This is a genomic window from Geomonas diazotrophica (assembly GCF_018919385.1).
Lineage (GTDB): Bacteria > Desulfobacterota > Desulfuromonadia > Geobacterales > Geobacteraceae > Geomonas > Geomonas diazotrophica.
On record NZ_JAHLMF010000024.1, the window covers coordinates 1 to 14,288 of the forward strand.

A 14,288-nucleotide genomic window follows, 5' to 3' on the forward strand; every position below is an offset into this window, starting at 1 on the left:
CGGTACTCGGCGTGAGTCTGGCGCGAATAAGAAAAGGCATCCTCCGTTGAAAGATGCCCTACGAGAAGGTTATCACCTCTTGATCTTTGAAAAGAAACTTGACTAATGGCCACATAAGAAAAGGCTTACCCCGTGAGAGGTAAGCCTTTTTTCAGTACTGCGAGGTCCGGCAAGTCGCCGGGCCCGTTCTGCCCCGCTAGGGAGCAGCCGGGGAAGCGGCCTGTCCCGCGGTTTGCTGCATGGTGGGGGCCTTGTCCTTCATCGACTGCGGCATAGACGTCTTCGCCTTAGTCGCTGGCATGGTTGTATGAGTACCCTGGTGCCCGCTGGCCATCCCGCTCGATGCAGCGCCGGACTTGCCGACATTCATTGCTGCGCCTGTGCCCACACCGGCACCGGCACCGGCACCCGCGCCGTGACTGGCGCCGTGGCCGGAGCCCCCTCCCATCCCCCCCCGGGCCATGCCCTGGGTGGCAAATGAAAGCATGGTAAGCGCGGTCACCGCATAAATCGCCAACGTTCTTTTCATGGGTTATTCTCCTTCGAAGGGATTGTTGCTGCTGCCTCTGTTTCTACACAAGCCATGCCATGAGCGCCGAGCTTCGCCGCCGCGTGTGATTACCGGCAGTTGCAGCAGCCACCCTGGACAGCCCCCCCAAAAGTCGGTGCAAAAAGGTTCACCTTGCAGTGAACCTTTTTGCACATAAAGCCGTTACGCCGGAACGTCTTTGCAGCGCCTTGCCCTCCGGCATCCTTTTTCACCACTTTACCACCGGGTTCTCCAGCACCCCGATGCCGTCGATCTCGATCCGCACGGTGTCCGCCTGCTGCAGGTAGCGCGGCGATTTGAAACCTACCCCGACGGCCGAAATGGGGTTGGGTTAAATCGCTGACGGATGTCTCAAAGTTCTTAGACGCCTCCTGCGCAAAAATCAGTTTCGGCAACCTCTCTATTGGTTTCCGCACGAAACGGTTACTCAGGTGACTGATGCGCCAAGCCAGTTGCTGGAAAACCGAAACAGCAGGAAGTCTCACTCCGTTGTGGTCGAACCGGTAAACTGCTCATCGAAAGAACACAATTCACCGCGACGGTCTAATGAAATTAATCAAAACTGTTATATAGCGGGCGTAATGGTTGTTTCGCTGTGGACGATAGTTACCATCGAATGGCGTTTTGAGAGTTAATTAAATTATTCAATCTCGTCTCCGCCATTTCGCGGGTAAGGTTTTCCGACAAAAAGATTTCGCAAAACTTTATGTGAGCCGTGCCGGGTACTGCTTTTAAGGGCTTGTCTGTTCTACTGGATTGGATAGAACGGCTAAATCGGCATCCCAATTGCCCCCACCCGGGTTGATAATGACTCCTCCCCAAACAGAGTATTGCAAATTTGGCATGTATACTGCTCTAGGCCCACTTATTGTCCTTGTATGTTAAGCCATTAAATGGAGGCGCAGATGGGTATTTCACGGTGGAGATGGTACGGTAGAGTAGCCGACTGGCATCGGCTTTTGTTCAATTTGTTATTTTTTGTCCTATGCGGCGCAATTCTCGCGGCGCAACCGGCGCTGGCGCAGAACTTCACCTACCAGGCCGAGATGGGGGCGATGCGTTACGGCCACTCCGTCACGCTGCTGCCGAGCGGCAAGGTATTGATCGCCGGTGGCTACAACGACACCTCGTGCCTCAACTCCGCCGACATTTACGACCCCAAGACAGGAGCGATTTCCAAGGCACGCCCCATGCTCTTTCCCCGGAAGGATCATTCCGCTACCCTCATGGCAAACGGAAAGGTCCTCATTGTCGGGGGGCGCAATGGATTGGAGACAGTAAAGGCTGCCGAAATATTTGATCCCGCCACCGGCGTCTTCAACAAGACCAAAGGAACACCCATCGACCGGATCGGACACTCGAGCACCCTGCTCCCCTCCGGCAAGGTCCTTATTTCGGGAGGCACCACGGGCAACGCACCGGCGACGACAGCCGAGATTTACGATCCCAAGGCTGACTCCTTTGTCACGCTTCCCTCCAAATCCGCGGCGCGGATGAACCAGAACGCAATCCTGCTGCAAAACGGCAAGGTCCTGATTACAGGCGGCCTGCAAGACGACGTCTACGTCGCAACGGCAGAAATCTTCGACCCCACCACCGGAAAATTCGCAGTCACCGGGTCCATGACCACCCCTCGCTCCGCCCACTCCGCCACGCTTCTCGCAGACGGCAAGGTACTGATCGTCGGCGGACGCAACGGGTCCAACATCTTGCAAACCGCGGAGATCTTTGATCCCGCCACCGGCAGTTTCACCGCGGTCTCTGCACTGGGCTCAGGGCGCTCCGACTGCACCTCCACCCTTTTGCCCAACGGCACGGTCCTGGTTGCCGGGGGGCGCGACGAGAAAGGCTACCTAAGCAGTGCCGAGGTCTTCGACCCGGCCAGCGGGGTCTTTGTCCCCACGGTAAATATGACCTCGGTTCGCGACGTTCACTCGGCCATCCTTCTTCAGAACGGAACCGTCCTTATCACCGGCGGCTGGAATGGCCTTTCCGCAGCGAGTAGCGCAGAGATTTTCAACCCGGAGTTGCCGAAAAAAACCTACAAACTCCTGCTGAATATGGTGGGAAATGAAGACGTCACAGTCGGGTTCTCCCCCGGCGAGAAATGTTCAGGTACCTGCAACCAGTGGTTCCCCGCCGGCACTATGGTGAACCTCTCGCCGGTCCTTTCGGAAAATTCCCAGTTTCTCGGGTGGTCGGGGTGCGACTCCACGTCGGGTACCGTCTGCAGCGTGGCCATGAACGACAACCGGCTGGTCAAGCTGAAGAGCACCGGCGTCACAGCATCCGGCAGTGCAAATCAGGTCGCCATTACCGCAACGGCTGGCCCCCACGGGGCGATCTCCCCCGCGGGAATAACCATGGTCGACCGCTTCGGAAACCTGACCTACACCATCACTGCCGATACCGGCTACCATATTGAAGACGTGCTGGTAGACGGCAGTAACGATCTCGGGGCCATTGACACGTTCACCTTCACCAACGTCAAGGAATCCCATACCATCTCGGCGACCTTCGCCCTCGATGGCGCCTTCACTATAACGGCAGGAGTTACGGACCCGGCCACCGGTTCCATCTCCCCTTCCGGACCAGTCTCGGTCAAGACGGGGAACAGCCAATCCTTCACCGCGACCCCGGCTGCCGGGTACGCCATTCAGGACCTTATCGTCGACAACACATCGGTCGGTGCGGTCACGGACTACACTTTCACCGATGTGACGGCGAATCATAGCATCACCGCCTCCTTCGCCCGATCGGTTTTCACCATTACCGCAACGGCTGGACCCGACGGAACCATCACCCCGGAAGGACCATCCAGTGTCACCAGCGGTTCAAACCAGAGCTACACCATCACCGCCGCCGCAAACTACCAGGTCAAGGACGTCGTCGTCGACGGTACCTCGGTGGGGGCGGTAACCTCGTACACCTTCAGCAACGTGACGGCGAACCACACCATCGCAGCCACCTTCACCCCTATTGTCTATACCGTGACGGCAAGCGCCGGCGCCAACGGGAGCATCACCCCCGAGGGGGCAACCGGGGTCAAAAGCGGCACCGACCAGAGCTACGCCATCACCCCCGCTTTGAACTACAAGGTGGCTGACGTCGTCGTCGACGGCGTTTCCGCTGGGGCGGTGACAAGCTACACCTTCTTCAGTGTGAACGCCAACCACACCATCGCCGCCACCTTCACTCCCATTGTGTATACCATCGTGGCCACCGAAGGTCCCAACGGGAGTATCAGTCCGGCAGGAACGACGAGTGTCAACAGCGGCACGAGCCGGAGCTATACCATCACCGCCGCCCCCAACTACAAGGTGGCCGAGGTCGTGGTTGACGGCGTCTCGGTAGGTGCGGTAACAAGCTATAGCTTCGAAAACATCACCGCCAACCATTCCATTGCCGCAACGTTCACCCCCATCATCTATAACATCACGGCCACTGCCGGAGCCAACGGGAGCATCACTCCCGCCGGGACAACCCAAGTGAACAGCGGCAGCAGCCAGAGCTATACCATTAGTGCCGCCGCCAACTACCAGGTGGCCAATGTCGTAGCGGACGGTGTCTCCCTGGGGTCGGTCTCGACGTACAGCTTCACCAACGTAACCGCTAACCACACCATTGCAGCCACCTTCGCCCCCATCGTGTACACCATCACGGCCAGCGCCGGGCCCAACGGAACGGTCGACCCCGCCGGGGCTCTGGGGGTCAACGCCGGCTCCGACCAAAGCTACACCATCACCGCCGCCGCCAACTTCAAGGTGGCAGATGTGCTCGTCGACGGGGCCTCGGTTGGGCCTGTTACGAGCTACAGCTTCACCAACGTCAGCGCCGGCCACACGCTCAGCGCCACCTTTACCCCCATTGTCTATACGATCACGGCGACAGCCGGGGTAAACGGTACCATCGATCCGGCCGGAGCCAGCAGCGTGAACAGCGGTACCACCAAGGCCTATACCATCCTCGCCGACGCGCACTACCGGATTGCCGATGTCCAGGTGGACGGAGTTTCCGTAGGCGCGGTGTCAAGCTACAGCTTTGAAAACATCACCGCCAACCACACCATTGCCGCCACCTTTACCCCCATCGTCTACACCGTGACGGCCAGCGCCGGCGCCAATGGTACCATCGACCCGGTGGGCCCGAGGGAGGTGAACAGCGGTACCAGCGCGGTCTACGCCATCACGCCGCTCCCCAACTACAAGATCGCCGATGTCGTCGTCGATGGGAACTCGGTGGGCGCCACCACGAGCTACACCTTCAGTAACATCACTGGCGATCACACCATCGCGGCGACCTTCGCCCCCATCATCTACACCATCACTGCCACCGCGGATGCCAATGGCAGCGTGACCCCGGCGGGCTCCACCGATGTCATCAGCGGCTCCACCCATAGCTACGCCATCACCCCGTCGCCGAACTACAAGGTGGCCAACGTCCTGGTGGACGGCTCTTCCGTCGGCGCCGTCACCAGCTACACCTTCGTCAACGTGACAGGTAACCACACCATCTCCGCGACCTTCACGCCGATCATATACCAGATCAGCGCCAGCGCCGGTGCCAACGGGAGCATCACGCCGGTAGGGGCGACCAGCATAGCCAGCGGTTCCTCCATCACCTACACCATCACCCCCAGCACCGGCAGCACCGCGACCGACAGCTACAAGGTCGCCGCGGTCCTCGTCGACGGCAAGTCGGTGGGGGCGTTAAGAAGCTACACCCTCGCCAACGTCACGGCGGATCACACCATCACTGCGGCCTTCACACCGCTGGAGGCGAGCCTCGACTACTTCATCGTAACCGCCACTGCCGGCTTCGGGGGGAGCATCAGTTCCGCAGGTGACAGCGTGCTCTATCCCCACGAGAACAGCCCGGTCTACAGCATCGCCGCCGCCCAGGGATATGACATTGCCCAGGTCACCGTCGACGGCGTTGCCATGGGGCCCATAACGAGCTACGCCTTCGCCGACGTCACAGCCAACCACACCATCACTGCATCCTTCACCCTCAAGACCTACGCCGTAATTGCGACAGCCGGTGCGAACGGAAGCGTGACCCCCGCCGGCACCAGCGAGGTGCCCTACGGCGGCAGCGTCACCTATACCATCACCCCTGCTGCCGGCTACCGGATTGCCGATGTCCAGCTTGACGGCAAGTCACTCGGTGCGGTCCCGAGCTACACCGTCAGCAACGTGACGGCAGATCACTCCCTCACGGCGGCGTTCGTTCCGATAACCTACCGCATTTCGGCCTCTGCCGGCGCGAACGGCAGCATCACCCCGGTAGGGGAGAGTATACTGAACAGCGGCGCGAGCATAACCTACACCATCACCCCCATCGGCCTGTACCGGATCGCGGACGTGCAGGTGGACGGCGTCTCCGCCGGCAAGCTGTCAAGTTACACCTTTACCAGCGTCTCGGCTGACCACACCATCACCGCCAGCTTCGAGCCGCTGGTGGCCGGGGTCGACTACTTCGCCATCACCGCCAGCACGACCACCTCGGGGGGGAATATCACCCCCGCAGGGACCACCAATGTCCTCAAGGGAGCCAACAGCCCCGTCTATACGGTAACTCCGGATACCGGCTACGTCATCGTCTCCATCGGTGACAACGGGGTACAGATCGCCAAGCGCCCTGCAGCGCCGTACACCTACACCTTCACCAACGTCCTTAAGGCGCACGCGCTTACCGCGAGCTTCCAGCTCGCCACCTTCACCCTTACCCCCATTGCCACCGGCAATGGCACCATCTCGCCGGCGTACCCGGTTTCCCCGACCTACGGGTCGAGCTACTACTTCCGGTTCACGCCCGCCGCCGGATACCACATCGGCGACGTCCTGCTCGACGGCACTTCGCTTGGGCCGGTGGACGGATACAATTTCACCAATATCACCGCAAACCACACCATAGAGGCCAGGTTCGAAGCAAACGCCGCCATCACCATCTCCGCCAGCGCTGGACCTAACGGCAGCATCAGCCCTGCAGGTGACAGCTCCGTGCTGAGCGGCAGCAATGTAACCTACACCATGACCCCCGCGCCCGGATACCGGGTCGCCGACGTGGTCGTCGATGGCGTCTCCAAAGGGGCCCTCACCAGTTACACCTTCACGAAAGTGTCCGCGGTCAACCACACCATCGCGGTCTCCTTCACGCTCAACGTCTACACCATCACCGCTGCGGCCGGTGCTAACGGGGCCATCACGCCTTCGGGCGTCACCACCAACATCGCCCCGGGGGCATCGCTCACCTACACCTTCACCCCTGCACTCGGGTACAAAGTGGCCAGCATCGTCGTCGACGGTTCATCGAAGGGAGCAGCCGACAGTTACACCTTCACGAACATCATGGCTGACCACACCATTAGTGTGAGCTTCACCCAGATAACCTACACCATCACCCAGTCCGCGGGCGAGGGGGGCGTTAACTACCCCAACACCCCGGCCTACATCGGCTACGGCGGCAACGCGACTTACACCATCCAGCCAAGTCCCGGGTACCACGTGACCGACGTCCTCGTGGATGGCGTGTCGGTGGGCGCCGTGTCCACCTACACCTTCACCAACGTGACCGCTGACCATACCATCCAGTCCGTTTTCGGGTTGAACCCCACCGTAACCATCACCGCGACTGCCGGCGACAATGGCACCATCAGCCCTGCCGGAGCAGTGCCCGTCGTTTCCGGCAAGAGCATCACCTTCACCTTCACCCCTGCGGCAGCGTACCGCGTTGCCGACGTGGTGGTGGACAACGTCTCCAAGGGACCGCTGAGCAGCTACACCTTCACCAACGTCTCCGCTCAGGACCACACCATCACGGTGTCCTTCACCTTCGACTCCTACATCATCAGCACCAACGCCGGGGCGGGAGGGACCATCTCCCCTTCCGCCAATGTCGCCGTCGCCAAAGGGGGGGACAGCCCCATGTACACGGTAACCCCGAACCCCGGCTACCTGATCGTATCGGTCGGAGATAACGGGAGACAACTGGCGAAGGAGCCCACCGCACCCTATACCTACACCTTCACCAACGTCACCGCCAACCACGTCCTGAGCGCCGCGTTCAGGTTGCAGACCTTCACAATAACCCCGATCGTCGGCGCCAACGGCTCGATGTCGCCGGCCTATGCGGTGTACCCCACCTACGGTGCCAGCCAGTACTGCACGATCACCGCGAACCCGGGGTACCATGTGAAGGATGTGTTGATCGACGGCACATCCGTGGGACCGGTGACGAGCTACAACTTCACCAACATCACCGCAAACCACACCATCGAGTCGATCTTCGAGGCAAATCCCGCGGTGACGGTGACAGCAGGTGCCGGGGCGGGGGGGACCATCACCCCATCCGGCGCCATAAGCGCGCTTACCGGGACCAGCCCGACCTTTACCTTCACACCAGACAGCGGATACCGGATCGCCGCTGTCACCGTGGACGGCAACTCCGTCGGGACCCCGTCGAGCTATACCTTCAGCAAGATCGCAGCAAACCATGATATCGCGGTAACTTTCACCGAGAACATCTACACCATCAACGCCATCACCGAACCCAATGGCACCATTACCCCAGCCGGGAAAACCATCGCGAATGGCGGTGACAGCATTACCTACACCATCACTCCGGATCCGGGGTACAAGGTGCTGAACGTGGAGGTGGACGGCGTCTTCCAGGGGGCGCTGACTTCCTACACCTTCAGCAACATAAGTGCGAACCACACAATCGATCCGTCCTTTGCCTTGATAACTCCCTGATCCCGTTTTCCAGCTCACCACTCATTGGTGCCGGGGCACAACCCGGCACCTCCCTTAGGCCCGGCAGGTTCATTCTGCCGGGCCTCCTTGTGCGTATCTTGATCGGTGCCGCGTCCACTCCCCACTGAAGCCACCGCCATGTGGACAATGCAATCAGAACATGTCGTCGAGTACCGCTTGCGCATTGCTTCAATCCCGCTTAATTGTTTCGCCTTGACAACAGGCTGCCTAAGCGTGTAAGCAAGTTAAAACAAATTTAGTGATAGACGACAATACTAAACCATTCGCGAGAGTGGGGCGGAAAGCCTAAAGGGTCTCCAGGAGACAGCCGGGTTGCCGAAATATCAAATGATATTCAGCCCCGGCTTTTTTGCGTCCGCGAGACGGAGCCGGGGGATGTCCAAGGGGGAACGATGGACCGTTCACAGCGAGCGGCGCAGGCAGGGGAGCGCACCGCCAGGAAGATGTTAGGGGAGATCTTCGTGGAGAGGGGCATACTCTCCGCCCTGACCGTGGAAAGGCTCGTCGCGTATGCGCGCAAGAAGGGAAAGCGTTTCGGAACCGTGCTGGAGGAGTTGGAGCTGGTGACGCCGGACGAGTTGGCCCAGGCGCTGGCGCAGCAGCACGGCATGAAGTTCCTCGGGGACTTTCACCGCTACAAGTATTCTGAGGCACTGCTCGGGTTGATCCCGACCAAGGTGGCCCTGGCCAATCTGATCTTTCCGCTGAAGATGCAGGACGGGAAGTTGGCCGTCGCCATCAGCGACCCGACCCTTTCCGGCGTGCTGCGCACCTTGACGGAAGAACATGGCCTGACCGTACTCCCCTACGTGGCCCCCCGGCGCGAGATCATGCTGGCCATCAAGCTGCACTACCTGAAATCGGCCCCGGCGGCGGCAACCGACAAGAAAAGCGTGCTGGTCGTGGATGACGACCAGGCGGTGAGCCATTTCATCAGCTCCTCGTTGAAGCGCAAGGGATACCACGCCGTCTGTGCCGGCGACGGCATGGAGGCCTTCAAGGAGATCATGTCCAGCCGGTTCGACCTGGTGATCACCGACAAGGAGATGCCCAAGCTGAACGGCTACGCCGTGTTGGAGAGCCTGCGCACATTCCCGGAGACGGCGAACGTGCCGGTGATCCTGATGACCTCCGCCGCCACGGTGGATGAAGAAGCCACCGCGTTGCGGCGGGGCTTTTTCGACTTCATGTCCAAACCCCTGCGCGAAGCCACCCTTTCCGTCAAAGTCCAGCGCGCCCTGGCTATGACCGAAGAGTATTGAGCGCTACGCGGAGATCCTGAAACAGCAAAGGCCGCCCGTTGCCGGGCGGCCTTTTGAATTGGTTGGTGGTGCGAGAGAGGGGACTTGAACCCCTATACCGTGAGGTGCCAGATCCTAAGTCTGGTGCGTCTGCCAATTCCGCCACTCTCGCAAAATCGCACAGCTGAAACAACAAACCCCGCTTTTTAAACGGGGTCGCTTTTTATAGGTTGGGGTGGGTAGTGGGATTCGAACCCACGTATGAACGAGTCACAGTCGTTTGTGTTAACCGCTTCACCATACCCACCATATTCAATTGTGGTACGCCTGAGAGGGTTCGAACCTCTGACCTACGGCTTAGAAGGCCGTTGCTCTATCCAGCTGAGCTACAGGCGCAGAAGTAGAGCCTGCAATGAGTGGTCGGGGTGAGAGGATTCGAACCTCCGGCCCCCTGCTCCCAAGGCAGGTGCGCTAGCCAGGCTGCGCTACACCCCGATTCAAGAAGCACGTTTATAGCACAGCGTTTCGGGGTGTGCAAGATCTTTTTTCTCGTAAACACAACAACCAAAGGAACAGGGATGAAGGGGATGACAGGGATAAATTCTTCCGAAGGATAAGCAACATCCCCTTTATCCCTTTCATCCCTGTTAGTCGTTCTTTGCGTCTTGGCGGCTTTGCGTGAGCGCCTCTTTGAGCATCCGCATCGCACGGCCGCGGTGGCTGATGGCGTTCTTCACGTTCATGGGAAGTTCCGAGAAGGTCTGCCCGTACTCGGGGACCAGGAACAACGGATCGTACCCGAACCCCCCCTCGCCCCGCGGCGCCTCCAGGATCTCCCCCGCCAGCATGCCGTCGAAGGTCTGGCAGGTCCCGTCGGGAAGGCAGAGCGCGATGACGCAGTGAAATGCACCCGTGCGCCCCTCGCGCGGCACGCCGGCCAGCTCCTTCAAAAGGAGCGCGTTGTTGTCGGCATCGTTGGCGTGCTCGCCGGCAAAGCGCGCCGAGAAGACGCCGGGACGCCCGCCGAGGTAGTCGACGCAGAGCCCGGAATCGTCGGCGAGCACCGGCTTCCCGGTGAACCGGGCCGCCGAGAGCGCCTTCTTGATCGCGTTCGCCTCGAAGGTGTCGCCGTCCTCCACCACCTCCGGGAGATCCGGAACGTCGGCGGGAGAAAGGATCGTCTCCACAACCCCGCGCAACAGTTCGGCGAACTCTCTCAGCTTCCCCTTGTTGCCCGACGCTACCAGGAGCTCTTTCATGCCTGAAGCGCCTCCCGCTGCAGTTCGAAGAGCCGGGAGAGCCCGAGCATGGCGTGGCTGCGCATGGCGTCCATCTGCTCTAATGTGAACGGCTCCGCCTCGGCGGTTCCCTGCACCTCGACAAAACGCATGGACGAGGTCATCACGAAGTTCATGTCCACCTCGGCGCTGGAGTCCTCCGGGTAGTCGAGATCGAGGAAGGGAACGCCGTCGATGATGCCGACGCTCACCGCGGCCACCGCCTCGCGCAGCGGGCTTTCGCTCAGTTCGCCGTTGTCCACCAGGTTCTGCAGCGCGTCGGCGAGCGCCACGTAGGCGCCGGTGATGGAAGCGGTGCGGGTGCCGCCGTCGGCCTGGATCACGTCGCAGTCGATGAGGATGGAGCGCTCGCCGAGCTTCTCCATGTCCACCACCGCGCGCAGCGACCTGCCTATCAGGCGCTGGATCTCGTGGGTGCGTCCCGAGAGTTTCCCCTTCGCTGACTCACGCTGGTTGCGGGTGTGGGTAGCGCGCGGCAGCATGCAGTACTCGGCCGTCACCCAGCCGGTCCCCTTCCCTTTCAAAAACGACGGAACCCTTGCCTCCACCGTCGCGTTGCAGATGACCTTGGTGTCACCAAACTCGATCAGGACCGACCCCTCGGCGTGCTTCAGGTAGTTGCGGGTGATCTTAACATCTCTGAGTGCGTCCGCCGCGCGGCCATTGCTACGTGTCATCTCTGTCTCCCAAAGCCGTTCAACGCTCAACGTTCAACGTTCGTTTATCCTTCTTCTATTTAAAACCGCCATTTCCCCGACGGCTGCATCTTCGACTCGACCTGAAGGGGTCAAGGTGCAACAGACCACGTTCGCGGTCAGTCCCCCGTGCCGCCGTTCCCCGGCGGTGACACCCCGATCCGGACCTGACCGTTGCACGTCAACCGCCCGAGCCCGCTATTCACCCGGCCACCCGATGTTCGGTTCAACGTCGAACATTGAACGGCTGCCGAGTCAGTTGCCGCTGGGCGCTGTTTTGAGCTGCGGCACGACGTTCACCTTGCCGCGGCCGCCGTTGTCGTAGATCCTGGGTCCGCTCTCCCCCCAGAAGTTGTTGGGGGCGCGGAACTCCTCGGTCCCGGCGTTGTAGATATCGTGCCCGCTGTTGCCGCTGATGACGTTGTCCCAGGCCACGCCTGCGCCGTCGAAGACAAGCATCCCCTGCATCCCGTTGCCGGTGATCAGGTTGCCGTTCACCCGGACCCGCGAGCCGGTCAGGGACAGACCGTAATCGCTGTTGCGCGCGAGCTTCATGCCGCTCACACTGCCCTCGCACTCCAAAAGGGTCACCCCGCGCCCGTTGTCCAGCGCCGCCCCGCCGGCGAGCTTGACCCGGCAGTTGTCGCACGAGAGGGCGGAGCGGTTCATGGCGAGACTGGCATCCTGCAGGTAAATGGAACTTTTTTGTGCCGAGATCCCCACCCGGTTGCCGATCAGGTTCAAGCCGCGCAGGGTCGACTCGCTGTTGGCGAAGACAAGGCCCGTCTCGCAGTCCGAGGCGCCCCCCGTTTCCATCTGCAGCAGCGCATCCTGGAAGCGCATGCCGACCGCGCAGCGCTCGGCCCGCACCCCCTTCAGGGTCAGGTTTGAAAAGAGCGCCTCCAGTCCCGTCTGCGCGCCGTCGATGCGGCAGTTCTCCAAGACGTTTTTCTTTTCGCTCCCCAGCAGGGTCACCCCCTGCCAGTCTCCCGGCGTCGAATTGGCGAAGTTGGAAGTAAAGCGGATAGGGTCATCCTTGGTGCCCGAAGCGACGAGGCGTCCCTGCACGACCAGGATCGGATTGCGCCCCTCGCTCTTTTTGAAGCGGACCACCGTTCCCGGTTCCACGGTCAGCGTCGCCTGGGAAGCCACCGTCACCGCGCCCTGCACCAGCACCTCCCCGCGCCAGACCGTGTCCTCGGTCAGCATCTGGTCGACGTAGGAGAGTGCAGGTTTGAACGGTGCCTCAACGCGCTGTGCCACCGGTGCAGCCGGAGTTGCAGCCGCGCCAGCCTCGTCGCCCGAAGTCTTGACCGAACCGGTCTCGGCAGCCGCGATCTTGACCAGCGCCGTCCTGTCCGCCGTCCTGTCCGCCGTCCTGTCCGCCGTCCTGTCCGCCGAAGCGTCAGCGAAGGCCGAAGCCTTGGCCAAGGGGGGCGTGCCCACCGTAGCCTTGGCGAAGGTGGGAAGCAAAAAGGCCGCCAGAAGCGGCCCGCAGATAAATGGTGTCAGGTATCGTCTCATTGGACAGGGATCTGTAGGCTTTCCTGGTGGTAGACCTTGTTCTTGCCGCAGCGCTTGGCGAGGTAAAGCAACGAATCCACGATATTGAACAGCTCGTCCATCTTGTCGGCGTTCTCGGGATAGCTCGCAACCCCGATACTCACCGTCACGCCGCGATTGGTCCCCTCCACCAGCCTGCTGGCGGTGCCGTTTTGCACGCTGTCGCGCAGACGCTCCGCCGCGAGGATGGCCTGCTCCAGGCGCGTCTCCGGCAGGAGCACGATGAACTCCTCCCCGCCGTAGCGGAAGGCGACGTCGACGCCGCGGATGGTCTGCAGGATCAGTTCACCCATCAGTTCCAAAAGACGGTCGCCGGCGGCGTGGCCGTAGCTGTCGTTGTAGGACTTGAAGTCGTCCACGTCCATCATGATGATGGAAAACGGCTTGTGGTAGCGCCTGGCGCGCGCCATCTCCTGCCGGAAGTACTGCTTGAAGTAGCGGTGGTTGTGCAGCCCGGTCAGCGAGTCGGTGATCGCCAAAAGCTTGGTCTGCTTGTGCAGCGTGGCGTTGTGGATCGCCATGGCGGCAAAGGAGGCCAGGATGGAGAGCAGGTTCAGCTTCTCCCGGTCGAACTGCCTCGGGGCGAAGTCGTCCAGGTAGAGAATACCCACGATCCGCTCCTGGAAGATAAGGGGCACGCAGACCAGCGAGCGGATCCCCTCGTTCAGGGCGATCGGGTTGTTGAAGAAGGGGGTTTTCTCGGTGTCCTCTATATAGAAGATCTCCCCCCCCCTGAGCACCTGCTCGGTCAGCCCCCCCGGGGCAACCTCCCAGCGCTCCTTCTTCACGAAGTCGGCCGTAAGACCCGAATGCGCGTGCAGACTGAGCTCGCGCTTCGCATCGTAATAGAGCGCAACGCTCCCGGCCGGGGTTTCGGCAAATCTCATCGCGGAGGTGAGGATGGCTTGCAGCACCGTGTCCAGGTCGAGCGTAGAGACGACGGCTTTGGCAACCTCAATCAGGTCTTTGAGCGCCTTAACTTGGGACTCGAGCGACTCTTTCTGGCTGTTGCAATCACACTGGGTCATGGAGGCTCCCGGCAGGAAAATTAGCCAGCCATTAATATCACAGCGACGCCGTGCTTGTAAATGGCCGAGCTGTGTAAACATCGGCAATTTCGTTTTTTATGAGGGGCGGAAATTTTAATCTATTAACGCTTGACTTCG

7 protein-coding genes, 4 tRNA genes and 1 riboswitch are annotated in these 14,288 nt (G+C 60.7%); of the genes, 2 read left to right on the top strand and 9 right to left on the bottom strand.

Annotation, left to right across the window (positions count from 1 at the left end; all coding sequences use genetic code 11):
* Nucleotides 1–196: 196 nt before the first annotated feature.
* Nucleotides 197–529: a hypothetical protein gene (locus KOM00_RS19395; RefSeq protein WP_216500669.1), complete on the bottom strand. Its 333-nt coding sequence runs from the start codon at nucleotides 527–529 to the stop codon at nucleotides 197–199.
* A 926-nt stretch (nucleotides 530–1,455) separates the two neighbouring features.
* Between KOM00_RS19395 and KOM00_RS19400 the strand changes: the two genes are divergently transcribed.
* Together KOM00_RS19400 and KOM00_RS19405 are read left to right on the top strand one after the other, a co-directional pair.
* The gene (locus tag KOM00_RS19400; RefSeq protein WP_216500670.1) at nucleotides 1,456–8,304 is read left to right on the top strand and encodes an InlB B-repeat-containing protein; all 6,849 of its coding nucleotides are present in this window, start codon (nucleotides 1,456–1,458) and stop codon (nucleotides 8,302–8,304) included.
* Between the two features lie 264 nt (nucleotides 8,305–8,568).
* Nucleotides 8,569–8,645: riboswitch (cyclic di-GMP riboswitch) on the top strand.
* A 72-nt stretch (nucleotides 8,646–8,717) separates the two neighbouring features.
* Nucleotides 8,718–9,587, top strand: a complete 870-nt coding sequence (locus KOM00_RS19405; protein WP_216500671.1) for a response regulator — start codon at nucleotides 8,718–8,720, stop codon at nucleotides 9,585–9,587.
* A 66-nt stretch (nucleotides 9,588–9,653) separates the two neighbouring features.
* Here the strand turns inward: KOM00_RS19405 and KOM00_RS19410 are convergent.
* The 8 genes from KOM00_RS19410 to KOM00_RS19445 all read right to left on the bottom strand — a co-directional run bounded on the left by KOM00_RS19410 (nucleotide 9,654) and on the right by KOM00_RS19445 (nucleotide 14,150).
* Nucleotides 9,654–9,738 (bottom strand) — tRNA-Leu (locus tag KOM00_RS19410).
* A gap of 59 nt (nucleotides 9,739–9,797) precedes the next feature.
* Nucleotides 9,798–9,873, bottom strand: a tRNA-His gene (locus tag KOM00_RS19415).
* Nucleotides 9,874–9,885: 12 nt separating this feature from the next.
* A tRNA-Arg gene (locus KOM00_RS19420) sits at nucleotides 9,886–9,962 on the bottom strand.
* A gap of 21 nt (nucleotides 9,963–9,983) precedes the next feature.
* Nucleotides 9,984–10,061: transfer RNA gene (locus KOM00_RS19425), tRNA-Pro, on the bottom strand.
* A gap of 152 nt (nucleotides 10,062–10,213) precedes the next feature.
* Entirely contained in the window at nucleotides 10,214–10,825 is a 612-nt protein-coding gene (locus KOM00_RS19430; RefSeq protein ID WP_216500672.1) for an XTP/dITP diphosphatase, read from the bottom strand.
* Nucleotides 10,822–11,541: a ribonuclease PH gene (gene rph, locus KOM00_RS19435; RefSeq protein ID WP_216500673.1), complete on the bottom strand. Its 720-nt coding sequence runs from the start codon at nucleotides 11,539–11,541 to the stop codon at nucleotides 10,822–10,824. Before rph ends, KOM00_RS19430 begins: the two co-directional genes overlap by 4 nt.
* A gap of 273 nt (nucleotides 11,542–11,814) precedes the next feature.
* Complete coding sequence (locus KOM00_RS19440; protein ID WP_236027093.1) at nucleotides 11,815–13,083, bottom strand: right-handed parallel beta-helix repeat-containing protein; 1,269 nt, start codon at nucleotides 13,081–13,083, stop codon at nucleotides 11,815–11,817.
* A complete protein-coding gene (locus tag KOM00_RS19445; protein WP_216500674.1) occupies nucleotides 13,080–14,150 on the bottom strand; it encodes a sensor domain-containing diguanylate cyclase in 1,071 nt (356 codons plus the stop codon). Before KOM00_RS19445 ends, KOM00_RS19440 begins: the two co-directional genes overlap by 4 nt.
* Nucleotides 14,151–14,288: the final 138 nt, after the last annotated feature.

What these genes read in the sequence shown, in the direction of transcription:
- KOM00_RS19395 (WP_216500669.1), bottom strand. Translation starts at nt 529, where the DNA reads ATGAAAAGAACGTTGGCGATTTATGCGGTGACCGCGCTTACCATGCTT.
- KOM00_RS19440 (WP_236027093.1), bottom strand. Translation starts at nt 13,083, where the DNA reads ATGAGACGATACCTGACACCATTTATCTGCGGGCCGCTTCTGGCGGCC.
- rph (WP_216500673.1), bottom strand. Translation starts at nt 11,541, where the DNA reads ATGACACGTAGCAATGGCCGCGCGGCGGACGCACTCAGAGATGTTAAG.
- KOM00_RS19445 (WP_216500674.1), bottom strand. Translation starts at nt 14,150, where the DNA reads ATGACCCAGTGTGATTGCAACAGCCAGAAAGAGTCGCTCGAGTCCCAA.
- KOM00_RS19405 (WP_216500671.1), top strand. Translation starts at nt 8,718, where the DNA reads ATGGACCGTTCACAGCGAGCGGCGCAGGCAGGGGAGCGCACCGCCAGG.
- KOM00_RS19400 (WP_216500670.1), top strand. Translation starts at nt 1,456, where the DNA reads ATGGGTATTTCACGGTGGAGATGGTACGGTAGAGTAGCCGACTGGCAT.
- KOM00_RS19430 (WP_216500672.1), bottom strand. Translation starts at nt 10,825, where the DNA reads ATGAAAGAGCTCCTGGTAGCGTCGGGCAACAAGGGGAAGCTGAGAGAG.